General features: G+C 72.7%; 24 protein-coding genes. 10 read left to right on the top strand and 14 right to left on the bottom strand.

Going from position 1 to position 23675, the window contains the following annotated elements:
* Nucleotides 1-89 precede the first annotated feature (89 nt).
* Together ACLQ25_RS22950 and ACLQ25_RS22945 are read right to left on the bottom strand one after the other, a co-directional pair.
* A complete protein-coding gene (locus ACLQ25_RS22950; protein ID WP_425732854.1) occupies nucleotides 90-839 on the bottom strand; it encodes a hypothetical protein in 750 nt (249 codons plus the stop codon).
* The gene (locus tag ACLQ25_RS22945; protein ID WP_425732853.1) at nucleotides 836-1336 is read right to left on the bottom strand and encodes a SigE family RNA polymerase sigma factor; all 501 of its coding nucleotides are present in this window, start codon (nucleotides 1334-1336) and stop codon (nucleotides 836-838) included. The genes ACLQ25_RS22950 and ACLQ25_RS22945 overlap by 4 nt, the downstream gene beginning before the upstream one ends.
* A gap of 140 nt (nucleotides 1337-1476) precedes the next feature.
* On the opposite strand from ACLQ25_RS22945, the gene ACLQ25_RS22940 reads away from it, so the two are divergent.
* Nucleotides 1477-2304 carry a DUF3152 domain-containing protein gene (locus ACLQ25_RS22940; RefSeq protein ID WP_425732852.1) on the top strand — a complete coding sequence of 276 codons (828 nt, stop codon included), beginning with the start codon at nucleotides 1477-1479 and terminating at the stop codon, nucleotides 2302-2304.
* Between the two features lie 9 nt (nucleotides 2305-2313).
* Here the strand turns inward: ACLQ25_RS22940 and ACLQ25_RS22935 are convergent, their stop codons facing one another.
* Nucleotides 2314-2991, bottom strand: a complete 678-nt coding sequence (locus tag ACLQ25_RS22935; protein ID WP_425732851.1) for a hypothetical protein — start codon at nucleotides 2989-2991, stop codon at nucleotides 2314-2316.
* Nucleotides 2992-3283: 292 nt separating this feature from the next.
* Here ACLQ25_RS22935 and ACLQ25_RS22930 point away from each other — a divergent pair, with 292 nt between their 5' ends.
* Nucleotides 3284-3877 carry an AMIN-like domain-containing (lipo)protein gene (locus tag ACLQ25_RS22930; RefSeq protein ID WP_425732850.1) on the top strand — a complete coding sequence of 198 codons (594 nt, stop codon included), beginning with the start codon at nucleotides 3284-3286 and terminating at the stop codon, nucleotides 3875-3877.
* A 66-nt stretch (nucleotides 3878-3943) separates the two neighbouring features.
* On the opposite strand, the gene ACLQ25_RS22925 is transcribed toward ACLQ25_RS22930, so the two are convergent.
* Nucleotides 3944-4264, bottom strand: a complete 321-nt coding sequence (locus ACLQ25_RS22925) for an L-rhamnose mutarotase (RefSeq protein ID WP_425732849.1) — start codon at nucleotides 4262-4264, stop codon at nucleotides 3944-3946.
* A 161-nt stretch (nucleotides 4265-4425) separates the two neighbouring features.
* On the opposite strand from ACLQ25_RS22925, the gene ACLQ25_RS22920 reads away from it, so the two are divergent.
* From ACLQ25_RS22920 to ACLQ25_RS22895, 6 genes are all read left to right on the top strand, one after another.
* Complete coding sequence (locus tag ACLQ25_RS22920; protein ID WP_425732848.1) at nucleotides 4426-5106, top strand: response regulator; 681 nt, start codon at nucleotides 4426-4428, stop codon at nucleotides 5104-5106.
* Nucleotides 5107-5119: 13 nt separating this feature from the next.
* A complete protein-coding gene (locus tag ACLQ25_RS22915; protein ID WP_425732847.1) occupies nucleotides 5120-6538 on the top strand; it encodes a sensor histidine kinase in 1419 nt (472 codons plus the stop codon).
* The gene (locus ACLQ25_RS22910) at nucleotides 6525-7436 is read left to right on the top strand and encodes a Gmad2 immunoglobulin-like domain-containing protein (RefSeq protein WP_425732846.1); all 912 of its coding nucleotides are present in this window, start codon (nucleotides 6525-6527) and stop codon (nucleotides 7434-7436) included. Before ACLQ25_RS22915 ends, ACLQ25_RS22910 begins: the two co-directional genes overlap by 14 nt.
* A 131-nt stretch (nucleotides 7437-7567) precedes the next feature.
* The gene (locus tag ACLQ25_RS22905; RefSeq protein ID WP_425732845.1) at nucleotides 7568-8179 is read left to right on the top strand and encodes a TetR/AcrR family transcriptional regulator; all 612 of its coding nucleotides are present in this window, start codon (nucleotides 7568-7570) and stop codon (nucleotides 8177-8179) included.
* 33 nt (nucleotides 8180-8212) lie between these two features.
* Nucleotides 8213-9706 (top strand): MFS transporter, encoded by a 1494-nt coding sequence (locus ACLQ25_RS22900; RefSeq protein WP_425732844.1) that lies wholly within the window; start codon nucleotides 8213-8215, stop codon nucleotides 9704-9706.
* A gap of 128 nt (nucleotides 9707-9834) precedes the next feature.
* Entirely contained in the window at nucleotides 9835-10626 is a 792-nt protein-coding gene (locus ACLQ25_RS22895) for a maleylpyruvate isomerase family mycothiol-dependent enzyme (RefSeq protein ID WP_425732843.1), read from the top strand.
* A 43-nt stretch (nucleotides 10627-10669) separates the two neighbouring features.
* Here the strand turns inward: ACLQ25_RS22895 and ACLQ25_RS22890 are convergent, their stop codons facing one another.
* The 3 genes from ACLQ25_RS22890 to ACLQ25_RS22880 form a co-directional block, all read right to left on the bottom strand.
* On the bottom strand, nucleotides 10670-11869 hold the full coding sequence (locus ACLQ25_RS22890; RefSeq protein ID WP_425732842.1) for an RtcB family protein: 1200 nt from the start codon (nucleotides 11867-11869) through the stop codon (nucleotides 10670-10672).
* A 370-nt stretch (nucleotides 11870-12239) separates the two neighbouring features.
* Entirely contained in the window at nucleotides 12240-12701 is a 462-nt protein-coding gene (locus ACLQ25_RS22885) for a hypothetical protein (protein ID WP_425732841.1), read from the bottom strand.
* Nucleotides 12702-12722: 21 nt separating this feature from the next.
* On the bottom strand, nucleotides 12723-14003 hold the full coding sequence (locus ACLQ25_RS22880) for an RICIN domain-containing protein (protein ID WP_425732840.1): 1281 nt from the start codon (nucleotides 14001-14003) through the stop codon (nucleotides 12723-12725).
* A 200-nt stretch (nucleotides 14004-14203) separates the two neighbouring features.
* On the opposite strand from ACLQ25_RS22880, the gene ACLQ25_RS22875 reads away from it, so the two are divergent.
* Complete coding sequence (locus ACLQ25_RS22875; RefSeq protein ID WP_425732839.1) at nucleotides 14204-15391, top strand: spore photoproduct lyase family protein; 1188 nt, start codon at nucleotides 14204-14206, stop codon at nucleotides 15389-15391.
* A gap of 10 nt (nucleotides 15392-15401) precedes the next feature.
* On the opposite strand, the gene ACLQ25_RS22870 is transcribed toward ACLQ25_RS22875, so the two are convergent.
* Nucleotides 15402-16274 carry a M15 family metallopeptidase gene (locus tag ACLQ25_RS22870; RefSeq protein WP_425732838.1) on the bottom strand — a complete coding sequence of 291 codons (873 nt, stop codon included), beginning with the start codon at nucleotides 16272-16274 and terminating at the stop codon, nucleotides 15402-15404.
* An 80-nt stretch (nucleotides 16275-16354) separates the two neighbouring features.
* A complete protein-coding gene (locus ACLQ25_RS22865) occupies nucleotides 16355-17374 on the bottom strand; it encodes an acetylxylan esterase (protein ID WP_425732859.1) in 1020 nt (339 codons plus the stop codon).
* Nucleotides 17375-17588: 214 nt separating this feature from the next.
* On the opposite strand from ACLQ25_RS22865, the gene ACLQ25_RS22860 reads away from it, so the two are divergent.
* Nucleotides 17589-18611: a LacI family DNA-binding transcriptional regulator gene (locus ACLQ25_RS22860; RefSeq protein ID WP_425732837.1), complete on the top strand. Its 1023-nt coding sequence runs from the start codon at nucleotides 17589-17591 to the stop codon at nucleotides 18609-18611.
* A gap of 126 nt (nucleotides 18612-18737) precedes the next feature.
* Here ACLQ25_RS22860 and ACLQ25_RS22855 read toward each other — a convergent pair whose 3' ends face one another.
* The 5 genes from ACLQ25_RS22855 to ACLQ25_RS22835 all read right to left on the bottom strand — a co-directional run bounded on the left by ACLQ25_RS22855 (nucleotide 18738) and on the right by ACLQ25_RS22835 (nucleotide 23660).
* Nucleotides 18738-19586 (bottom strand): peptidylprolyl isomerase, encoded by an 849-nt coding sequence (locus ACLQ25_RS22855; protein ID WP_425732836.1) that lies wholly within the window; start codon nucleotides 19584-19586, stop codon nucleotides 18738-18740.
* 91 nt (nucleotides 19587-19677) lie between these two features.
* Nucleotides 19678-20910, bottom strand: a complete 1233-nt coding sequence (locus ACLQ25_RS22850) for a D-alanyl-D-alanine carboxypeptidase family protein (RefSeq protein ID WP_425732835.1) — start codon at nucleotides 20908-20910, stop codon at nucleotides 19678-19680.
* 105 nt (nucleotides 20911-21015) lie between these two features.
* Nucleotides 21016-21435, bottom strand: coding sequence for a protein-tyrosine phosphatase family protein (locus ACLQ25_RS22845; RefSeq protein ID WP_425732834.1), 420 nt, complete (start codon nucleotides 21433-21435; stop codon nucleotides 21016-21018).
* A 332-nt stretch (nucleotides 21436-21767) separates the two neighbouring features.
* Nucleotides 21768-22352: a hypothetical protein gene (locus ACLQ25_RS22840; protein ID WP_425732833.1), complete on the bottom strand. Its 585-nt coding sequence runs from the start codon at nucleotides 22350-22352 to the stop codon at nucleotides 21768-21770.
* A gap of 516 nt (nucleotides 22353-22868) precedes the next feature.
* Nucleotides 22869-23660, bottom strand: a complete 792-nt coding sequence (locus ACLQ25_RS22835; protein WP_425732832.1) for a DedA family protein — start codon at nucleotides 23658-23660, stop codon at nucleotides 22869-22871.
* Nucleotides 23661-23675 lie beyond the last annotated feature (15 nt).

The raw sequence follows: 23675 nt of genomic DNA, 5'->3' as shown, positions 1-23675 counted from the left end.
GTTGCCTAGACAACGCCGATCATGGACGCCCTCGCGTCTACTTGCGGTCCCACATCCCTTGGAATCGATCATCTAGGGACCGCCCGGCCTCACAGGCGGCGGCCCGCGCTGTCGCGGGCGACGATGCCGTCCAGCCGCACCCCCGGGGCGAGCGTGGCCGGGTCGAACCAGAAGATCGCGACCTGCTTGTCGAGGCTCCACCGCGCCACCGCGGCTTCCACCTGCCGACCCCCGGCTGTGCCGGTGATCCGCTCCGCCGGACCGACGAAGTAGCCGAAGGTGGGCACCGCCGGGGTCGACGCGCTCTCGTCGTACCCGATCTGGTGGAACCCCGGGCTGCGGTCGGCGCCCTCGACGTCGTTGACCAGGATGTCGGCGCTCACCGAGCCGTCCGGGGCGCGGCGACCGGCGGCGAGGCCGATGGTCACCTTGGGCACGCCCGGAACGGTCACGGCGACGACGTAGTAGACCCGCCGCTCGACGCCGTGCCGAATCCCCGTGTCAATCACCTGGCCCAGGGGCTTCGGGCCTGGCACGCCACGAGCCTTGGTGGGCGGTGGTGTCGGCCCGTCGGACGTCGGCGCGACACCGACCGAGGGCGAGGCCACGGCGACCGGGGGCGCGGGCTCGGTCGGCGCGGGATCGCGCGACCCGCTCGGGTCGACCGTCACCCCGGTCACGGCGACCAGCCCGGCCGCGAGCGTCGCCGCCGCTGCCCCGGTGACCCGCCGACGGGTACGCAACCGCCGTCCGTCCCGCATGACCCGGGCCAGGTCGATCACGGCGTCGGGGCGTTCGGTCGCCCGCATGGCGTCCCGGAGCCGATCCAGCTCGCTCATCGGCGCGCCCCCTCGTCGGTGGTGCGCGGCGCGGCGGTGCGCAACTTCTCCAGGGCCCGTGAGCTGGTGCTCTTGACGGTGCCTACGGACACGGCGAGTTCTCGGGCCACCTGCGCCTCCGGCAGGTCGAAGTAGTACCGCAGCACGACGATGGCCCGCTCCCGAGGGCTCAGCACGCCGAGGATGGCGATCAACCAGCGCCGGGTGGCCACGTCGTCGGCCACGTCACCGCGTCGCTGTTCCGGCACCTCGTCGGTCGGGTACTCCCGCATCGGCCGTCGCCACCGGTCCACCAGGTGGTTGACCAACGTGCGACGCGCGTACCCGTAGGCGTCGTCGTCGTGGATCCGCGACCACGACGCGTACGTGCGGCCCAGCGCGGTCTGCGCGGCGTCCTCGGCCTGGTGGTGGTCGCCGGTCATCAGGAACGCGGCGTGCACCAGCCGCGCGGACGCCGCCCGCGCGAACTCGACGAACTCCGCGTCACCGCGCGCCACCGTGAACCCTCCCCCGTGCCACATCACCTCAGACGGGTGCGGCCGCCGAAAGGTTGAGATCCGGATCACTTCAACTTTTCGGCGCCATGGCCCGTCTTCTCCTGTGCGCGCGCCTTCAGGCGACGCGCGAGGGGAGAGACATGTCGACGAAGGGTACCCGCCGGTGGCATCTGGCCTCGGCGGCGTCACTGCTGGCGGTGGCGCTGCTCACCGGATGCACGGGGCCAGCGGCCGGGCAGCCGGCCGGAGACCCCGGCACCGGACCGCGACCCGGTAACCACGCCACGGCCTCGAACCGGCCGACCGGCGTCGGCATCCTCCGCCCCAGCAGCACGCCCAACCGCCCGGTCAGCTATCCCGCCACCGGCGAAAACCGCTGGACGGTGGCCGCCGCCGAGACGACGCGTGGCGGCGCGGAGAGCGGCACCCTGCTGCGCTACCGGGTCGCCGTGGAACGCGACATCCATGGTCTCGCGGCGGGTGACATCGCCACCGCGATCACCGCGACGTTGAACGACCCGCGCGGATGGACGGCGGGCGGAGACTGGCGGCTGCGGCGGGTGGGCGCCGGCGATCCGGCGGACTTCACCATCTACCTGGCGACCCCCGGCACCCGCGACGCTCTCTGCCAGGACGTGCCGGACGGCTACACGTCCTGCCGCAACGACAACAAGGTGGTGCTGAACGTGGCGCGCTGGGTGTCGAGCGTGCCGAACTACGGCGCGAGCCTGACCGTCTACCGGCAGTACATGGTCAACCACGAGGTGGGGCACCGGCTCGGATTCGGCCACGAACGCTGCCCGGAGCGGGATCGGCCGGCGCCGGTGATGCAGCAGCAGACGTTGGGCCTGCACGGTTGCCGTGCCAACGCGTGGCCGTACCCGAACGGCGCGACCCGCTACCACGGCCCGTCCGGGGCGTACGACGACGCGATCCCCCGACGCGAGGGCGCGTACCCGAAGCACTGAGACCGCCGGTCAGGGTCGGCGGCGGCGCTCCTGCTCGAGTCGCTCGTCCAGCCGACCCAGCTCGTAGATGGCGTTGAGGCTGGTCGGCAGGCGGCGGACGTTGTCGGGCCCGGGATCGGGATCGGGATCGGCAGGTGGCGTCGGGTCGGAAGTCGGCGCGGGGACGGGCGAGGGACCGGCACTGCCACGGCGGCGCAGCAGCAGCACCGCCAGCCCGACCAGGACTGCCGCCACCAGGAGGTAGGACACGGGCGGCCAGCCGTCGCGGACGGGGTCGGCGATGGCCGGCGCGACGATCGGCGCCGGGGTGTCGCCGCCGCGCACGGGCACGGCCGGGTCGCGTCCGTTGGTGCCCGCGCGCCCGTCGGGGCGATCGTGCGTGACCGTCGTCCGGGCGCCGGCCGACGACTCGGCCGGCCCGGGGGTCGCGCCGGGCGTCGACGGGCTGGACGGCGCGTTCGCCGGTGGTCGGCTCGGGCCGGAGGTCGGGGCGCGGGTGCCGCTCGGCGTCGGGATCGGCGTGGGCGTACCGCCGCCGCCCAGCAGGTCGCCGACGATCCGGCCGACACCGCCGACCAGTTCGCCGAGCGGACCCGGTGTGGCGGACACCGACGGCGTGGGCGCGGGCGTCGGCGTGGGCGCGGGCGCGAGGGCGAGGGTCAGCGCGAGGACGACGACGGCAGGCATCCATCCACCTCCGATGTGCCGATGCGAGGCACCGTATCGCAAGGTGGGATGCCGTTGGGTGCCACGCCACGCACGCCACGCCACGCCGCACGACGCAGCGCGGCGCGGCGCGGCGCGACGCGGCGCGGCGCGACGCGGCGCGGCTGACGCCGATTGCGCCCGGGGCGTCGTCTGTTACCCAGCGGTTACCCGGCGGCGAGGTGCCCGTGTCGGGGCGGGACGACGGTGACGACTGAGGGTCACCGGCAGAGCCGCCGCGACGTGACCCCGGGACACCGAACGGAGAACCACGATGAGGATCAGGAGCGCGCTGACCGCGACGGCTGTCGTCCTCGCCGGAGTGCTCGCCACGGCGGGCAGCAGCGCGGCGGGCACCAGCAGCGCGGTGGGCACCAGCTCGGCGCGCGCCGCCACCGAGGCGGCGTACTGCGGGATCACCTGGGGCAGCGGGGAGAAGTCGGCCGGAGCGCTGAGCGACGCTCCCCTGGTCGACGTCCGCACGGGCCGGCACGACTGCTATGACCGGGTGGTGTTCGAGTTCGCCGGCCCGGTCGACGGGTACACGATCGGCTACGGCGAGACCTGGACCGAGGGCGAGGGGCTCGCGCTGTCGCCGTACACCGCCGGAGGCGCGCTGCTGCGGGTTTCGCTGCGGGCCCCGGCGTACGACGCAGACCACCTCGGTACGGTGCCATACCCGGTCGGCACGCACGTCGCCAACCTGCTGGGCTACCCGACGCTGCGGGACGTGGTGTTCGGCGGCAGTTTCGAGGGCTACAGCACCTTCGCCGTCGGCGTACGCGCCCGGCTGCCGTTCCGCGCCGTCGTGCTGGCCGGTCCGGGCACCCACAGCCGGATCGTTCTCGACGTCGCCCACCAGTGGTGACCGCCGCCGGTCGGCCTCCGCCGCGATCCAGGCGGAAGCCGGCCGGCGCTGGACCGGTGACGGATCCTAGGCCGGGGCCTCGTCGGCCAGGTGCCAGACCTCGCGCATCGGGGCCCACCAGTCCCCCGAGCCGGGCTCGGCCAGCGACTCCTGGCACGGGTCGGTCAGCTTCCACCACTCCTGGGTCTGCGGGTCTGCGGCGATCAGCCGCAGGTCGGCCTCGTAGTCGTCGCCGACGTACTCGTAGTAGCCGAAGAGCAGGTCGTCGTGGAGGAAGATCGTGTAGTTGCGGAAGTTCGCTTCGCGCAGCGTCTGCTCGACGCTCGGCCAGACGGCGGCGTGTAACCGCAGGTAGGTCTCCCGCTGCTCGGGGCGGAGTCGGATCACGCAGCCATGACGTTGCACGTCGTGCCCTTTCGTGTGAGGGGGATGCCCGGAGGCACCTGACCGTAGCGGGTGCACGGTGCCGGGATGAGGACCCGACCGGCCGCCGATGACGACCGTTCCGCCAGGGTTACGCACAGTGGTCACGGGTCTACGCTCGACTGATGGAGGGCCGCGTACTGGTGGTCGAGGACGACGTCTCCATCCGGGAGGTCACCGCCCTCGGTCTGCGCCGCGCCGGCTTCCGGGTCGACACCGCCACCGACGGGCGACAGGCGCTCGTGACCTGGCGGGCGCACCCGGTCGACCTGATCGTGCTCGACGTCATGCTGCCCGAACTGGACGGTCTGGAGGTGTGCCGGGAGATCCGGCGGACGAGCCAGGTGCCGATCCTCATGCTGACCGCGCGCACCGACACGCTCGACGTGGTGGTCGGTCTGGAGTGCGGCGCGGACGACTACCTGCGCAAGCCCTTCGACCTGCCGGAGCTGGTGGCCCGGGTCCGCTCGGTGCTGCGGCGGGTGAGCGCGCCGACGCCGTCGCGCACGATCGCCGTCGGCGACCTGGAGATCGACCCGGGCGCATTCGTGGTACGCCGCGACGGCCGGGAGGTGGAGCTGACCGCGACCGAGTTCCGGCTTCTGCTGGAGCTGGCCCGACGCCCCGGCCAGGTCTTCACCCGCGAACTGTTGCTGGACCTGGTCTGGAACCACCGCTTCCTGGGTGACTCACGGCTCGTCGACGTGGCGGTGCAGAGGCTGCGCGCGAAGGTCGAGGACGATCCGGCGCAGCCACGGCGCATCCGCACGGTACGCGGCGCGGGCTACAAACTGTCCGGCGGTTGACGGGAGGTCGGCGATGGCCGTACGCCCGGTGCCGCCCGGCCGGCTGCGGCGCCGACTGACGATCGCGTTCGTGCTGGTCGCCGGGTTGTCCGCCGGACTGCTCGCCGGCGGGACCGGGCTGCTGCTGCGGCAGTCCTGGTGGGACGCGTCGCTGCGCCAGGCCACCGCCGACGCCCGTTACCAGCTCGTGCTCGCCGGACAGTTCCCGCCGTTGACCGAACAGCGCGAGGCCGAGCTGCTCACCAGCTTCGAGGGCAGCGGTCGGCACGTGGTCCTCGTCGACGGCGTCACCCGTCCCTCCCACCCCGGGTACGCCCCCGCCCTGGGCGCGCGCCTGCGGACGTCGGTCGCGGACGGGCAGCTCGCGTACCAGCGGTCGACGTCGGCGCAGCGCCCCCGACTGCTGGTGGTGGGCGGGCGTATCCCCGGTTCGACCGCTGAGCTGTACGTGATCACCGTGGAGGACGACATCGCGGCCGACCTGAACCAGGTGTACGCCGCGCTGCTGGCCGGCTGGGTGGTCGTCGTCCTGGTCGCCGCCGCGGTGGGCAACCTCCTGGCCCGCCGCACCCTGGAGCCGGTGGGCCGGGCCAGCCGCGCCGCCCGGGCGCTCACCGAGGGGCTGCTCGCCACCCGTCTGCCGGTACGCGGGCGGGACGAGTTCAGCGCGTGGGCGGCGTCGTTCAACGAGATGGCCGAGGCGCTGGAGGCGAAGATCGCCGCTCTGTCGGCCGCGCAGGCCCGGGAGCGACGGTTCACCGCCGACGTCGCACACGAGCTGCGTACCCCGGTAACCGCCCTGGTGGCGGCGGCCTCGCTGCTGCGCGAGCAGCTGGACCGGCTGCCCGACGACGCCCGGCCGGCCGCACGGCTGCTGGTCGGGGACGTGGTCCGGCTGCGCCGCCTGATCGAGGACCTGATGGAGATCTCGCGGCTGGACGCCGGCCGGGACCGCCCGAGCGTCGAGCCGGTGGACGTGCTGGCGCTGTTACGCGCGATCGTCGCGGCGCGCGGTTGGTCGGACCGGGTGCTGGTCACCGGCGATCCCGTCACGCTGCGCACGGACCCTCGCCACCTGGAGCGTGTCCTGGCCAACCTGGTCGCCAACGCGGTCGAGCACGGCGGCGGTGAGATCTCCGCGAGCGTGCGCGCGGCGGGCCGCGGCGTCGTGTTCGAGGTGGCCGACCAGGGGCCCGGCATCCCGGTCGCGCACCTGCCGTTGGTGTTCGACCGGTTCCACAAGGTCGACGCCGCGCGCTCGGCCTCGGGCAGCGGCCTCGGTCTGGCGATCGCCCGGGAACACGCGGCGGTGCTGGGCGGGGTGCTGAGTGTGCGCAGCGCGCCGGGCGTCGGCACGCGGTTCCGCCTGGAACTGCCCGCGCGGGATCCCGACGGTGGCGCGCGGGAGGGGGTGCGGGATGAGCGGCCGTGACGGGTCCCGCGCGGCAGGCGTGGCGCTGGTCGCCGCGCTCGTCCTGAGCGGGTGCGGCACCCCCCGCTCCGGCGTCCTGGGCGCGGCGCCGACCGCGCCACCGCCCGCCACTTCACCGCCGGCCGTCGCGCCCGCCACGACCTCGCCGGCCGCTTCGGCTCCGCCGACGCCGCGGGTCACCACCACCCCGCCGCCGCCGACCCCGGCTATCACCGGGACCCGCCGGCCGGAACCGGTGACGATCGAGCTGTGGTACGTCCGCTCCGGTCGGCTCGTGCCCACCCGGCGCACCCGACCGGCCACCGTCGCGACGTCCGGGCTCGCCCTGAGTGAGCTGTCCGCCGGGCCGACGCCGGCCGAGGCCGCCACGGGGATGGTGACCCTGCTGCCGGCCGGCGTCGAGGTCACCCGGATCGTCGACGGGGTGGCGACACTCGGTCCCGTCCCGTCCGCCGATGATCCGGCGGACCGTCGGCGGCTGCGCGAGGCGCAGGTGGTGTGGACGCTCACCCAGTTCCCCACCGTCCGGCGGGTTCGCTTCCCCGGTGGCGCACCGGTCGGTCGGGCCGACTATCCGGGACTGCTCGCGCCGATCGTGGTCATCGGACCGAGCGTCGGCGAGAGGGTCACCGCCCCGCTCACCGTCGGCGGCACGGCGGACGCGTTCGAGGCCACGGTGAGCGTCCGGGTGCTGGACGAGGCCGGCCGTCAGGTGGCCGCCGCCTTCGGCACGGCGAGCTGCGGCAGTGGCTGCCGGGGCGACTACCGGGTGGTGGTGACCTGGCGTACGAACAGGGAGCAGCACGGCACGATCGAGGTGTACGAGGTGTCGGCCCGCGACGGCACACGGATCAACACCGTGGCCGTACCGGTGCTCCTCGCGCCGCACGGCGGCTGAGGGCGAAACGTGACCGTTTCGCTCCGGCGGTGCGACGCAACTCATAAAAACCTGCGCGAAGCGCCACGAGCGAACTATGTTGAGTACGACATCGTTTCACGGGGGGTTTTCGGGTGGTGGAGGGTCAGCAGGTGAGCGCGGGCGTCGGCGTGCCGGCCGCACGGTCGGCCCGGTGCACGAGCACCGACCTGTTCAGCGTGGTGATCGACCTGCTGCGCGAGGTCGGCTACGACCGGATGACCATCGACGCCGTGGCCGCCCGCGCCCACGTGAGCAAGGCCACCATCTACCGACGGTGGGACGGCAAGGCCGAGCTGGTCGTCGCCGCCCTGAGCGACCGTCAGGTCGGCGTGCTCAACCCACCCGACACCGGCTCACTGCGGGGTGACCTGCTCGAGCTGCTCCGCGCCACCGCCGCCATCTGTGTCGCCGACTGCGACCTGATGCAGGCGCTGACTTTCGCCATGCGGACCAGTCCGGAGCTGGAGCGTCTGGTACGCCACCAGGTGCTGCCCGCCGGTCGGGTGGCCAGCACCGCCGTTCTCGTCCGCGCCGCCGCCCGTGGGGAGATCCCCCCGGAGGCCGGCGAACGGGACCTGTTTCACGATCTTGCGCCCGCGCTCCTCATGTCCCGACTGGTCGCGCACGGTCTACCCGCCGACGACGCGTTCCTCACCCAGGTCGTCGACCAGGTGCTGATCCCGGTCCTGACCTACCGCCACGACCGCCCGTCCCAGGCCTGATCCATCAACATCCGCACCACGGAAGGCTTCACCATGCCCGGAACCACCTCGACCTCCCCCGGCGCTCCCGGCGCCGGGACGTCGACAGGCGCCCCGCACCCGCGGCGCTGGATCGCCCTGGGGGTCATCGCGGTCTCGCAGCTGATGGTCGTCCTCGACGCCACCATCGTGAACATCGCGCTCCCCCAGGCCCAGGCCGACCTGGGCATCACCGACGCGAACCGGCAGTGGGTGATCACCGCCTACACGCTGGCCTTCGGCGGTCTGCTCCTGCTCGGCGGCCGGATCGCCGACTACTGGGGGCGTAAGCGCACCTTCCTGGTCGGCATGACCGGCTTCGCGCTGGCCTCCGCGCTGGGCGGCCTCGCCACCACCGGTGGGATGCTCTTCGCCGCCCGCGCGTTGCAGGGCGCGTTCGGCGCGCTGCTCGCGCCGGCCGCCCTGGCCCTGCTCACGGTGCTGTTCACCGAGGCCACCGAGCGCGCCAAGGCGTTCGCCGTGTACGGCGCGATCGCCGGTGGCGGCTCCGCCGTCGGGCTGCTGCTCGGCGGGGTGCTGACCGAGTACGCCGACTGGCGCTGGTGCCTGCTGGTCAACATCCCGGTCGCCGCCGTCGCGATCGCCTTCGCCCTCCCGCTCGTGCCGGAGAGCCGGGCGCACGGCAACACCCGCTACGACGTGCCCGGCGCGGTCGTCGTCACCGCCGGTCTGGTCTCGCTCGTCTACGGCTTCACCAAGGCGGCCGAGGACGGTTGGGACGCAACCGCCACGCTCGGCTTCATCGCCGCCGGTGTGGTGCTGCTGGCCGCCTTCGTGGTGATCGAGCTGCGCACCAACCACCCGCTGCTGCCGCTGCGGATCATCCTGGACCGCAACCGGGGCGGGGCGTACCTCACCTCGACGCTGATCGGCGCGGGCCTGTTCGGGGCGTTCCTCTTCCTGACCTTCTACTTCCAGGTGGTCCTGCAGTACAAGCCCCTGGAGGCCGGCCTCGCGTCGCTGCCGGTCACCGCCGGTGTGCTGATCGCCGCGGGCGGCGCCAGCCAGCTCATGCCGCGACTGGGCGCCAAGCCGCTGATGGTCGCCGGTGCGGTGCTCGCCGCCGCGGGCATGCTGGTGCTGACCCAGATCGACGTCGACACGTCGTTCCTCACCCACCTGCTGCCCGCCCAGGTCGTCCTGGGCCTGGGGCTCGGCTTCACCTTCGTCCCGCTGTCCAGCCTCGCGCTGGTCGGGGTGCCGGAGCACGACGCCGGCGCGGCCAGCGCGACGCTCAACGCCACCCAGCAGGTCGGTGGCTCACTCGGCACCGCGCTGCTGAACACCTTCTACACCAGCGCGGTCACCGCGTACCTGGTCGGCCGGGCGCCGAACCCGGCGACGCAGGTGGAGGCGCTGGTGCACGGGTACCGCGTCGCATTCGCCTGGGGCGCGGTCCTGATCGTGCTCGCCGGGCTGGTCACGCTGGTCCTGGTGAAGGTGCGCAAGGAGGACATCCCGGCCGGCAACGCCGTGCACATGGGCTGAGCCTGAACGACGCCGCCCGGCCCGCGCCCGATGGGGTACGGGCCGGGCGGCGCACACCGGGTGCGTCCGGGCGGCGCAGATCATCCGGTAACGTCCCGACCATCGTCGAAGATCCGTTGAGGAGACACATGTCCACGGCTGCCGACCAGATCATCCACGCGCTACGGGCGGGCCACGAGGAGCTCGCCGCGCTCGTGCGCGACCTCAAGGACGACGACCTGCGCCAGCCCTCCGGGGCCAGCGAATGGCAGGTCTCCCAGGTGCTCAGCCACCTGGGCAGCGGCGCCGAGATCGGCCTCGCGGGGCTGAACGCCTCCATCGAGGGCACGCCCGCCCCGGACGGCGACTTCAACCGTGGCGTGTGGCAGCGCTGGGACGCCATGTCCCCCGAGGAGCACGCCGCCGGCTTCCTGGCGTCCAACGAGCGTCTGGTCGAGGCGTACGAGGCGTTGGACGCCGAGACCCGCGAGACGCTGCGGATCAACCTCGGCTTCCTGCCCGAGCCGGTCGACGTGGCCACCGCCGCCCGGTTCCGGCTCAGCGAGTTCGCTTTTCACCAGTGGGACGCCGAGGTGGCGTTCAACCCGTTCGCGGCGGTGACGCCGGAGGCGGTGCCGCTGCTCCTCGATCAGATCGGCGGCATGCTGAGCTGGACCAGCCGGCCCAAGGAGCTGGCCGGCCGGGAGGCCACCCTGCTGGTGCGGCTGCGGGACCCGGAGCGGACGTTCGGGCTGCGTCTGGCCGAGCCGATCACGCTCACCGACGCGCCGGAGCAGCCCGACGGCGAGCTGTCCCTGCCGGCCGAGGCGTGGCTGCGGCTGGTGGTCGGCCGGCTCGGGTCTCGCTACACGCCGGACAGTGTGCAGGTGAGCGGGCCGGTGACCCTGGACGACCTGCGTCGGGTCTTCGTCGGCTTCTGAGGATTGCGCGCGGGCCGGTGCTCCCGGCCCGCGCGTACCCTCGTCAGCCCTTGACGCAGACGACCTGCTTGAGGTGCGCGACCACCTCCACCAGGTCTTCCTGCTGGGCCATCACCTCGGTGATGTCCTTGTACGCGCCGGGGATCTCGTCGACCACCCCGGCGTCCTTGCGGCACTCCACGCCCGCGGTCTGCGCGGCCAGGTCGGCGGTGCTGAACGTCCGCTTCGCCTGCGCCCGCGACATCCGCCGCCCGGCACCGTGCGATGCCGAACAGTACGCGTCCGGGTTGCCCCGGCCCCGCACGATGTACGACCCGGTCCCCATCGACCCGGGGATGATGCCCAGGTCACCCCGGCCGGCCCGGATCGCGCCCTTGCGGGTGACCAGCACGTCGACGCCGTCGTAGCTCTCCTCGGAGACGTAGTTGTGGTGGCAGGAGATGGGCTCGTCGTAGCCGACGTGCGGGAACTGCTCCCGCACCACGTTGCAGAGCAGCGCCAGCATGACGGCCCGGTTGCGCCGCGCGTACTCCTGCGCCCACCACAGGTCCCGGCGGTACGCGTCCATCTCCGGCGTGCCGGCGAGGAACACGGCGAGGTCCCGGTCGGGCAGGTCGGCGTTGTGCGGCAGCCGCCGGGCCACGCCGATGTGCCGCTCGGCCAGTTCCTTGCCGATGTTGCGCGACCCGGAGTGCAGCATCAGCCAGACCCGGCCCTCGTCGTCGCCGCCCTGCTCGAGGCAGACCTCGATGAAGTGGTTACCGCCGCCGAGGGTCCCGATCTGCTTCTGTGCCCGCGTCTCGAGCTGCGCCACGCGAGGGTCGAGGCCGGCGAAGCGGCTCCAGAAGTCGTCCCACCCGGCCTGCTCCAGCCCACGGACCCGACGCGGGTTGACGGCCTCGGGCCGCTGGGCGAAGCCGACCGGGATGGTGGCCTCGATCGCGGACCGCAGCCCGCCCAGGTCGTCGGGCAGGTCGACGGCGGTCAGCGAGGTGCGCACCGCCGACATGCCGCAACCGATGTCGACGCCGACGGCTGCCGGCGAGACGGCCTGTCGCATGGCGATCACCGAGCCGACCGTCGCGCCCTTACCGAAGTGCACGTCCGGCATCACGGCGACACCCTGCACCCAGGGCAGCGCGCCGATGTTCCGCAGCTGCTTCGCGGCCTGCGGCTCGATGGCGTACGGGTCGGTCCAGACCCGGACCGGCGCCCGGGTCCCGGCGAGCGGGGTGAATCCCATGATGGTCTCCTTCTGTCGTGCGGGTGACCGATATCGATCATGCGCTGGCCGGCTGTGGTCCGGCGGCGGCTCGGGGATACAAGAAGGCCGCCCGATCCCGGTGGGGAGGGGCGGCCGGCGGACGCGTCAGCGTCAGTCGCGCCACCCCGGCCCGGCGCCCCGCAGGGGGTTACAGATGATCGTGGATAGGCCGAGCAGATAGCCGCCAGCGGGAAGCGAACGCCGGGCGGCGTCGGTGCGGACGCGTCGCGACACGGCGTACTCCCCTCGTGGTTGCTCTCGTGGTTGCTCTCGACCTTGCACCGGTGACAGTAGGAGGACGGCGGCGCGTCCGCAATGGATATCGCCGCCGCCCGGTGGACCGTGCGGTTCAGGTGTCGTAACAGCCGTCCCACGGCGGGTCGAACCCGAGGTCGTCGGGGAGGAACTCGGCGTGGTCGTCGCCGTCGTACTCCTCGGACCAGTCCACCAGCCCGAACACGTGCCCGTCGACCTCGACCTGGAACAGGCGGATGGCGATGTCGGCGAAGACCCGACCGGGCAGCGCGTCCAGCCGCTCGGTGAGGCGGGCCTCCGCCCGGTCGATGGACGCGTCCTCGTGCTCGCTGGTGCCGGCGAACCAGACGTCGGATGCGGTGTGCGCGCCGTCGGCGTCGAACCGGTGCAGCACCGCGTACCACCGCTTGTGGCGGTACCAGTCGTCTTCGGCTCCGGCACCGTCTTCGAGAGTGGCGGTGACGGAGCCGAAGAACTGACCCTTGTCGTACTGGCCGATGGTGCTGGTGCGGTAGTCGGGCTCGTGCGCGATCGGCACCAGATCGGGAATCGCCATGGCCGGCAGGCTATAGCGCCCCTACGACACGGACACCAGCCGGAACGACTGCGCCGCGGTGCCGTTGCAGGTGTACTGGATGAGCTGGACGCTGTCCGCCGTGGATGCTCCCGGCACGTCCAGGCACTTGCCGCTGCTGCGGTTGACGATGCGGTAGTAGCCGCCGCCCTCGGACTCCGCGCGCCACTGCTGGTTGACGCCGCCGCTGTAGGACCAGAGCTGGATGGGGGCCGAGTCGGCGGTCGACCGGTCGGTCACGTCGAGCACCTGCGCGCTGTTGTTGCGGTTGTTGACCCGCAGGTAGCCGTCGCTGGTCGGGACGAACTGGTACTGCTGGGCGGTGCTGTTGTTGCAGGCGTACTGCTGGATCGCGGTGCCGTTCGCGGTGCCGGCGGCCCGCGCGTCCACGCACTTGCCGTTGCCCCGGTTGACGACGGTGTGCCAGGCGGTCGGGGAGATCGGGCCGGCGCTGCCGGTCGGGGTGGGCGTCGGGGTCGGGGTCGGCGACGTGCCGACGCCGGCGAGCCAGTGCAGCCCGTCGATCAGCAGCTTGTTCTGCTGGGCGCTGTCGAAGGTGGACGACAGGCCGGTCTTGGTGCCGTAGTCCATCTTGTTGTGCCCGAAGTTGGCGTAGATCATCTTGTACTGCCGGTTGCTCCAGACCAGCGGGTAGTAGCCGCTGTACCAGGACTGGTTGGGGTCGGTGCCGACCGGGAAGCTCGACGGGTCGACCGAGGCCAGGATGTCGATGTTGGGGTTCTGCCGCAGGTCGTTGCTCCACGAGTACCACTCGCTGAACGACGACGAGAACGTCGCCGGCAGGCTCCTGGTGGCCGCGTGGGTGCGGTTGTCGACGCGCATGGTGACCCGGGTCGGCAGCCAGGTGTTGGTCCGGAACGAGCCGGAGCCGAGGAAGGTGTTGTAGTACCAGCTCCAGCTTGACGGGTTGTCGGTCCACGCGCTGACGTGAAAGCCCATCCACGCGCCGCCGTTCTGCATGTACTGCTGGAAGGCGGGGCGCTGGGCGGCGGGCGGCGCGTCGTCCAGGAACATGACGACCTTGTACTGGGCCAGGTTGGACGTGTTCAGCAGGCTCCAGTTGTTGGTGGCTTCCCAGGAGAAGCCGTACTGCGCGGCGGCCCGCGGGAACCAGGCGCGCGCGTCCTTGATGAAGTCGATGTGCGCGTCGTCCCAGGTGCCGTTGTAGAAGGCCAGGACCTTGAACGTCGGCGCGGCCTGCGCGCTGCGCGCGACGCCGAGGCCGACGCCGGCGGTCACGGCGACGACGAGCGCGACGAACACCGACAGGATCCTTCTGGTACGGGAGGAAAGTTCTGCGATCACCTGATCGTCCCTTCGGTGGGGACGCGCGCCGCCGCGTCGTCGTAAATCTGTTCACAAGGTTTACAGATAGACGGCAGATTATGCGTTCCCGACGTGTGGCGTCAATCGCCAGGACGGCGATCGGGTGGGATTCCTGCGGCAACGGGTACTCCGGCCCGATGACCAGCCCGGATGCCGTCGACGTCGACAAGCCGCTGGCCGTGGACGTGCCCGCCGCCCCGCACGACGCCAGCGGCGAGCGGGTGCCGATCCGTGACCTGACCGCCCTCGCTCCGGAGGCGCGACCCGCGCGTCGGTGGACGCCGGGTCGGGTCGTGGCCACCCCCGCCGCCCTGGACCACCCGCACGGACAGCGGATCGTCGACCGGGTGCAGGCGCTCGGCATCGAGGTGCAACGGCTCCGAGCCAACCGACTCAGCGGAGTACGCGGGCAGACCGACCGCGAGACCTACGCGCGGGCCAAGGCGACCATGGCGATCGTGGTGAGCCCGCCGTCCCGGCGCGACCTGCAACCCATCGCGCCCAGCGCCGACTGGCGCGTCGACCTCGCCGAGGGCTGCCCCGCGCACTGCCAGTACTGCTACCTGGCCGGCTCGCTCTCCGGCCCGCCGGTGACCCGGGTGTACGCGGACCTCGACGACATCCTGGCCGGGCTGACTCCGTACGCCGGACGGGGCACGGTGACCAGCCGCGACGCGCGTCGCGCCGACGAGGGCACCACGTTCGAGGCGTCCTGCTACACCGACCCCCTGGCGCTTGAGCACCTGACCGGCAGTTGGCAACGGGCGGTGCGGCACTTCGCCGACTGGGACGCCCCCGTGCAGTTGCGCTGGACCACCAAGTACGCCGACGTGGACAGCTTCGTCGGCCTGCCCCACCACGGCCGTACCCGGGTCCGGTTCAGCGTCAACTGCGCGCCGGTCAGCCAGCGGTTCGAGGGCGGCACCGCCCGGGTGCCGGACCGGCTCGCCGCCCTGCGCCGGCTCGCGCTCGACGGCTATCCCGTCGGGCTGACCATCGCGCCCATCATCGCGCTGCCCGACTGGCGCGAGGCGTACGGCGACCTGCTGGACCAGGTCCGCGCGGCGGTCGACGGGGTGCCGGAGCTGGACCTGACCGCCGAGCTGATCACCCACCGGTTCACGCCCGGCAGCAAGGAGGTGCTGCTGGGCTGGTACCCGCGCACCCGGCTGGAGATGGACGAGGAGGTCCGCAGCCGCAAGCACGGCAAATTCGGCGCGGTGAAGTACGTCTACCCCCGGGACACAATGGCCGAGCTGCGACGATGGTTCACCGACGAGCTGGCCGCGCGGATACCCGCCGGCCGCGTCCTCTACTGGACCTGACCGCCGGGTCTCAGCCGACCGACGAACGGGCGACCGGCGCGGCGAAGAACGTGTCCGGGTACGGCTCGTCGCGCAGGCGGTAGTGCCACCACTCCCGGTCATAGTTCACGAAACCGGCGTCGGTCATCAGCCGTCGCAGCAACCGCCGGTTGTCCCGGGCGGTCCCGGTGATCCGCGGGTCGTCGGTGTGCGCTCGGGCGTCGAAGCAGTCGAAGCCCGTACCCATGTCGATGCTGTTGTCCGGGAAGCGTTGCGCCCGGGGCGCGGTGCAGGCCACCAGCGACTGGCCGGGCCGGTACGGAGGTTGGCTGGCGGCGGGCTCGTCGACGAGGGTGAGGTCCATCGTGCTGCCCCGGCTGTGCGCGGTCGGCGCGCCGATGTAGCCGTCGGCGAAGAGCCGGTTCTTCGCCAGGTCCGGGTAGAACTCGGCCTTGGTCTGCTGCTCACCGGGACGCTTCGACCAGGCGACGAAGTCGGCCACCGCCGGCTGCGGGCGGTAGCAGTCGTACACCTTGAGGCTGTGGCCCCCGGCGAGCGCGGCGTCCTGGACCCGGCGCAGCGCCTCGGCCGCCGACCGGGTGAGCAGACACAGCGGTTCGCGGTAGCCGGCGATCACCCTGCCCACGAAGTTGTGCGCCGTGCCGTACCGGATGTCGGCGTGGATGCGCGGGTCGACGTCGGTCAGCACCACGAAGCCCGGCAACCCACCCGCGCCCGGCGGGGTCGCGCTCGGGCGGGCGGTAGGGGCGTCAGGCGTCGGTCGAGGGCTCGCCGAGACCGGGGTGGCGACCGTCGGGGTGGAGCGTGGCGGCGAGGAGCAGCCGCCGAGCGCCGCGGCGAGCGCGAGCACGGCGACGCCACCCAACCGTCCTGACCTGCGCACAGGTCCTGTCTACCAAAGGCGGTCGGTGACGCGCGGCAGATCGCTCGGCGCGTCCCGCGCCCGGTCCCGCAGGCCCGCTTTCACGCGCCGGGCGTCAGCGGAACCGGGTGGACGCCGACCTTCGTCGCCTCGGGCGTCTCGACCAACTGCGCGGCGAGGAAGCGCAGGGCCGCCTCGTCGTCGTCGATCCCGCCTGCCTCGTGGCCGTTGTAGCGCCACACCGACAGCTCCGTCGGTCCGGCGTGGGAGTTGTGGGCGGCGTAGACACCCGAGGGCGGCACGATGTCGTCCATCAACGCCACCGAGTAGCGGGTGGGCCGGCGGCAGCGCCGCGCGAAGTTGACGCCGTCGACGTACGACAGGGTCGTCAGCGTCCGCTCCTCGGCGTCGCGGTGGATCGCCAGGTAGTCACGGATCTCCCGGTACGGGTGGGCGTCGGTGATCACCACGGCGCGGGGGATGTCGCACAGGAACGGCACGAGGGCCACCACCGCCCGCACACCGGGCGCCAACGCGCCGGCCGCCAGCGCCATGGCCCCGCCCTGGCTGTGCCCGAGCACCGCCAGTCGGGTCGGGTCGACCATGGGCAGGGTACGGGCGGCGTCCACGGCCCGTACCGCGTCGGTGATCAACCGTCGGTAGTAGTATGTGCGTGGGTCAGCGATGCCCCGCGTCGCCACGCCGGGCGCCTGCGCGCCTGTCGCGCCCAGGTCCGCCGTGTCGCCCCGGCTCCAGCCGGAGCCCTGCCCCCGGGTGTCCATCTGCAGATGGGTGAACCCGGCGGTCGCCCAGAGCAGGTTCTCCAGCGGGTGCCCGCGCCCGCCGCCGTAGCCCACGTACTGCACGACGGTCGGCAGCGCGGTGCCAGTGCCGTGAGGTACCCGGAGCCAGGCCCGTACGGGCTGTCCGGCGAAGCCGGGGAACGTCACGTCGTACACGTCGATGGCGGTCAGACCGGTCACCACGGGTTCGAGCCGGACCGGCCACGCCGCCTCGCGCGCCTGCACCAGAGTGCGCGCCCAGAAGTCGTCGAAGTCGGCGGGCTCGCGCACCACGCCGCGGTACTCGCGTAGCTGCTCCTCGGGCAGGTCCGTGTACATGGCGTCCTTGTCTGTCACGCGGGACGGTACGGCGAGACGCATCCGACAAATTACCGGAACATTTCCGCAACTTTGCCGAACGCTATGACCGACCTGGCGTGTCGTCAACCCCCCTCGGTGAGGCAAGATGACCCGAGGAGCGGGCGTGCCGTTCCGGGACACGGGACGGGCGACGCGGGCGGTGGCCCCTCCCGGAGCGGTGAAGGAGACACGGGTGGACGCGGACGACGGACGCAGGGTGACCATCACCGCGATCGCACGGGAGGCCGGCGTCTCGGTGCCGACCGTGTCACGGGTGCTCAACGGCCGGTCCGATGTGGCCCCCGACACCCGGGAACGCGTCGAGGAGTTGTTGCGCCACCACGGCTACCGACGCCGCAGCAGCCGCAGCGTCCGCCGCGCGGGCCTCGTCGACCTGGTCTTCAACGACCTGGACAGCCCCTGGGCCGTGGAGATCATCCGGGGCGTCGAGGACGTCGGGCACGGCGCGGGTGTCGGCACCGTCGTCTCCGCGATCCACCGGCAGCCCACCGCAGCCCGGCAGTGGTTGCAGAACCTGCGCACCCGGGCCACCGACGGGGTCATCTTCGTGACGTCGCACCTGAGCCCGCCGCTGCACGCACAGCTACGCCGCCTCAACGTGCCGGTGGTGGTCGTCGACCCGGCCGGCGTGCCGGCCATGGACGTGCCGACCATCGGCGCCACCAACTGGGCGGGCGGGCTCGCCGCGACCGAGCACCTGCTGGCGGTCGGCCACCGCCGGATCGGATTCGTGGCCGGGCCGACACATCTGCTGTGCAGTCGGGCCCGCCTCGACGGCTACCGGGCCGGGCTGGAGGCCGCCGGAGTGCCGGTGGACGACGCGCTGATCTACCCGGGCGACTTCTACCACGCCTCCGGCTTCGCGGGCGGCACGGCGCTGCTCGACCTGCCCGATCCGCCGACCGGCATCTTCGCGGCCAGCGACCAGATGGCGTTCGGCGTCTACGAGGCCATCCGCCGCCGAGGGCTGCGGGTTCCCGACGACGTCAGCGTGGTGGGCTTCGACGACCTGCCGGAGGCCCGCTGGGCGTCCCCGCCGCTGACCACCGTCCGGCAGCCCCTGGTGGAGATGGGCCGCCTCGCGGCGCGGACGGTACTGCGGCTGGCCCAGGGTGAGGGCATCGACTCCCCCCGGGTGGAGCTCGCCACCGAACTGGTCGTCCGGGACAGCACCACCACGCCGTCGACCGGGTGACCCTCGTCGTTCCAACGGCCTGAACCGGGTCGGATACCTGGTTCCGCCGCTACCGGTCGGGCTCCCGGAAATTCCGGCAACCGGCGTCGCGGTGAGCGGCCGTCGCCGCCCACCGCGCCCAGCGGATCAGTAGTGGTGTGCGCGTACGGCCCGACAAATGGTCACCGGCAGGGCGGGCGCGCCGTCGACCGGCGCGGGATCCTCGGCCGTCGGCGCGATGCCTCCGGCGGCGATCCGGTCCAGCGTGTCCAGCCCGGCCGCGTCGACCGTCCCGAAGATCGTGTAGTTGGGCCGCAGCGCCGAGTCGGCGTACACCAGGAAGAACTGGCTGCCGTTGGTGTCCGGACCGGCGTTGGCCATCGCCAGCACGCCCCGCGCGTAGAGCCGGCGTACGCCGGTCGGGTCGGTGGGCGCGGGCGGCAGGTCGGTGGGCAGCTCGTCGCGGTACCGGTAGCCCGGTCCGCCCTCGCCGGTGCCGGACGGGTCGCCGCACTGCAACACGCTCAGCGTGGGGTACGCGGTGAGCCGGTGACACGGGGTGCGGTCGTAGAACCGCTTACCGACCAGGTGCAGGAAGCTCTGCACGGTGCACGGCGCGGCAGCCCGGTCGAGGGTCAACCCGATCGGCCCCTGGTTGGTGGAGAGCGTCACGCGCACGGTGCCCCGGTCCGGTGTGCGGCGCGGGTCGGGTGGCAGCGGCACCGGCCGGGCCGCCGGCTCGTCGGGCGTCTCGGTGTACGCGCACGGGCCGTGCGTGGTGCGCGGCGGGCGGTCATCGGCGGGCGGCACCGGGGCATGCGCCACGGTGGCGACGCCGGACGCGTCGACGGTGGCGCCCGGCGCGGCCACGGCGCTGGCCGAAGCGCCGACGACCAGCGCCGCGGCGATCGCCGTCACGCCCGCGAGGCGGGTCAGCGCACGCACCGACGGGCGGGGTGCCGCCGCGCCGGAGGGCGTTTCGCGTTCACTCGACACAGGGATCCTCCTGGGACTCGCGCTGCCAGAAAGACCGGAGTCTATGGATGCCGGAGCCGGTTGTCGATCGTTGCGGCCCGTTGCCGACCCGTCAGGACAACCGGCGGCGGCGGTGCCACAGCAACCCGCCCAGCAGCACCAGCACCCCCGCGCCACTGATCGCGGAGACCGACCAGAGCCAGCCGGAACCGGTGTGCGCCGCACCGCTCGCCGCCGCCGGGCGGGGCGGACCGGACGCGGCCAGCACGGACGGGGTCGCCGACGGCGTGGCGGTCAGCTCTCCCGGCTCGACCAGGCGACCCACGCCGGCATCGCGGGGCAGCGAGAAACCCCAGTCCAACAGGGCCGCGCCCTGCTCCCAGCCTCGCTTCGGCGTCGGCTCGGCACCCAGCAACGTCACCACCAGCCGGCGACCGTTGCGTTGGGCCGCCCCGACGTACGTGTGCCGCGCCAGGTCGGTGAAGCCCGTCTTGCCACCCAACGCGCCCGGGTACCGGTAGATGAGCTGGTTCTCGTTCTGGATCTGGAAACCCTTCGTCCGCTGGGCCGGCTGCGCGGGAATCGTCGCCAGGTCGGTGAGCGCGTACCGGCGGAACGTCGGCTGCGCGAAGCAGGCCCGGGCGATCAGCGCCAGGTCGTACGCGCTGGTGAACTGGCCCTTGCCGTCCAGCCCGGACGGGGTGACGGCATGTGTCTGGAGGGCGCCGAGGTGGTGCGCCTGCTCGTTCATGGCGCGCACTCCCCCGGCCGCTCCGTCCGGGCCGCCGCCGAGGCGGGCCAGCGCGTTCGCCGCCTCGTTGCCGGAGTTCAGCAGCAGCCCCAGCCAGATCGTCTCGATCGTGTAGCGGCCACCCTCGACCAGGCCGACGGCGGACGAGCCGGGCTCGATGTTCATGTCCGCCGCGGTGACGGTCACCGTCTGGGCGGGATCGAGCCGGGGCATCATCGTGGCCGCCAGCAACAGCTTCTGAACGCTGGCCGGGGTGCCGTACTCGTGGGGGCCGCAGCCGCCGAGCACCTGGCCGGAGTCGAGGTCCGCGACCAGCCACGACGTGGCAGTGATCGCCGGTGGCGCGTCCACGCCGGCCGGCACCACCAGGCCGCTGGTCGCCAGTCCGACGCCGCCGACCACCCGAGCCTCGGGCGCGGCGGGCGGGGGCGACGGGCGCGGCGGCCGGGACACCGTCGGCGCCGACGCCCGCGGACACCGCACGGCCGGTGGGGCGGCAGCGGTACGGGTGGCCGCAGCCGCCGTGCCGACAGCCGACGCGGAGGCGGGCAGGACGGCAGCCGCCGTGACCGCCAGCAGCGCAGCAGCTCTCATGTGCCCGACCCTAGTCAACAAGATCGCCCGGCGGGGGCGGTTGACGCTCAGCCGGCCGGCACGCGGTAGGCCAGGCGTCGTGCGGGGCGGTTCGCGGCGTCGAGGTCAGGCGACGTGGCGCAGCCATCGGCGCTGCCACGGTGTCTCGACCGCCTTGGGGTGGTAGCCCGCGCGCACCCACGGCACTGCCCGCTCGGGCGGTAGGCCGTCGAGGATCGCCAGCGCAGCCAGCGCCGTGCCGGTACGGCCGATCCCGCCCCGGCAGGCCACCTCGACGCGTTCGCCGTCGTGCGCTCGTCGCAGCGCCTCGCGCAACGCGTCGAGCGCGTCCGCGCGGTCCACCGGCACCCAGAAGTCGGGCCAGCGGATCCGGCGGTGCGGCCAGGCCGGTTCCGGGCCAGGCGCCAACAGCAGCGTGAAGTCGGCCGGGGAGGCAGTCGCGGCGATGCGACGTCCACGCACCGCCGCCCCGCTCGGCAGGACGAGCAACCCCGCCTGCTCCGGCCAGGTCTGAGCGGCATCCACCGGCACATTGTGCCCCGCCCGAGGGCGGACCATGGTGCCCGGCGGACACCGAAAGCGCCGCCCCCGACCGTGGTCGGGGGCGGCGCTGGTGTCGGTGTGCAGGTCGCCTCTCGGCGAGTGGCGCGACGCGGCTCCAGCCGAACGGTATTCCGCGAGGGCTATGTAGGTGAGGCCCGGGGACACTGAGTCACACCGACACTGGTTCACAACCAGCCGACGCCTCCCGATGTTCCCGCTCCGGCGAAGTCGTACGGGCGGGAGGCCGGGCCGATGGAGATGCCGATGACCGGCGCCCCGGGGGGTGCCGGCCACCGGTCGGGTCGTGCGGTGGGTCAGCTGTTCCAGTACTGGCCGACCAGGTCGGCGGCCTGCTGCTCCCACTGGGCATACGCGTCCGGGTAGGCCGAAACCTGCACCGTCTGCGCGGCCTCGGTCAGCGGCATGTCCCGCCAGCCGTCAACCTGGCGCAGGCCCTTGAGGAACGCCGTCGTGGAGTACTCGGGGTCCGTGATCTGCTCCGGCGTGCCCCAACCGCTGGAGGGACGCTGCTGGAACAGGCCCAGCGAGTCGTGGTCGTTCATGTCGCCGAGGTGGCCCAGGTTCTCCAGCTTGGACTCCTGCAGGCTCGTCGCGATCGAGATGACCGCCGCCCGCTCGGGCAGGCCGGCCTTCTTCGTGGCCGCGATGATTGCCTTGGCGTTGGCGGTCTGCTCGTCGTTCAGGTCGATGTGCGACTGGTCGCCCTGGGTGCCGTGCGGGATCAGCTTGCTCGGGTCGGGCTTGTCGGCCTGCACCACGGCGACCGGCCGGGCGTCGGTGCTCGGGGCGGCGACGTGGGCGATCGGGCCGGCGAAGACACCACCTGCGAACGCGAGACCGGCCACGGACAGCATGCTCTTACGGAAGATCGTGTTCATGGGGGTAGCTCCTTCGGGGGTAGGAAACATCCGCCTCACCACAGGGGAACGGCGACGCGGATGTGAGCACCTCGTCCGGCGCTGCACAAACGGGGAAGGACTCCGGCGCGGCACCAAGCGAAACGGTGCCGGCGGTCGTTCGGGAGGCTGCAACGACCCGGTCCGGCCGGCCATTCCCCGGGCGGGGCGGCCGTGGTCCTGCGATCGTCAGGGTGTGTAACGACCCCGGTCCGGCCACGATTCCGGCCCGGGGATGCACCCGGTCACACCCCAGCCTGGCCCGAAAGCGGACATCACGCCCAAGACACGCCAGCCGGCGCTCGCCATCGGGTGACGTTCCGTGCGCGGGGCATGGCCGTGTAGCTGTGATGCCTGGGAGTCATCAAGATGACTCCCAGGCATCAACGCCGCAGCAGTGGTCGCCGCCCACTGGGATCGGAGAGCTGCCGGGTCGACTGCGGGTGCCGCGCGAGATCGGGTCCGCCACACGAGGGGCGTCGCGCGGGAGGCGACGGGCTAGCGCTCGTCCGAGGCCCAGGACGCGCCCCGGTAGAGGGTGCCCCGACCGTCGGGATCCGGCGTTCCCGCCAGGGGCGCACCGCGGCGAGAGAGATCCGGGTCCGATTCGGGGTTTCGGGCGGCGCGGCGAGCCTTCAGCACCCGCGAGCCGACGAACCAGGCGACAGCCGCGACGCACACGACGATCACCACATTCTGGAGCGTGCCGACGTAGCCCTCGACGAGGTGCCAGTTGTCACCGAGCAGGTAGCCGGCGAGCACGAAGGCGCTGTTCCAGATCAGGCTGCCCAGCGTGGTGTAGAGCAGGAAGGTCCGCACCGGCATCCGCTCCACCCCGGCCGGGATGGAGATCAGGCTTCGGAAGATCGGGATCATCCGGCCGAAGAACACCGCCTTCACGCCGTGCCGCAGGAACCACGCCTCGGTCCGGTCGACGTCGCTGAGCTTCACCAGTGGCAGTCGGGCCACGATGGCACGCATCCGGTCGCGGCCCATCCAGGCGCCGATCAGGTAGAGCGCCAGCGCGCCGACCACCGAACCCAGGGTGGTCCAGAAGATCGCGCCGACGAGGCTGATCCGACCCTGCGCGGCCACGAAGCCGGCCAGCGGCAGGATGACCTCGCTGGGGATCGGCGGAAACAGGTTCTCCAACGCCACCGCCAGACCGGCTCCCGGCCCGCCGAGCCGTTCCACCAGATCGCTGACGTACCCGACGATCCCGCCCTGCGGCGGTTCGGCCGCGGCGGCGGGGGTTCCGGTGGCGAGGACGGCGTGCGACGTTCGAAGCATGCCCACACGTTACGA

The sequence above is a fragment of the Micromonospora sp. DT44 genome (assembly GCF_049841635.1).
Lineage (GTDB): Bacteria > Actinomycetota > Actinomycetes > Mycobacteriales > Micromonosporaceae > Micromonospora.
The sequence above is the reverse complement of the archived record's forward strand: the minus strand, read 5'-3'. Positions and strand labels throughout refer to the sequence as shown.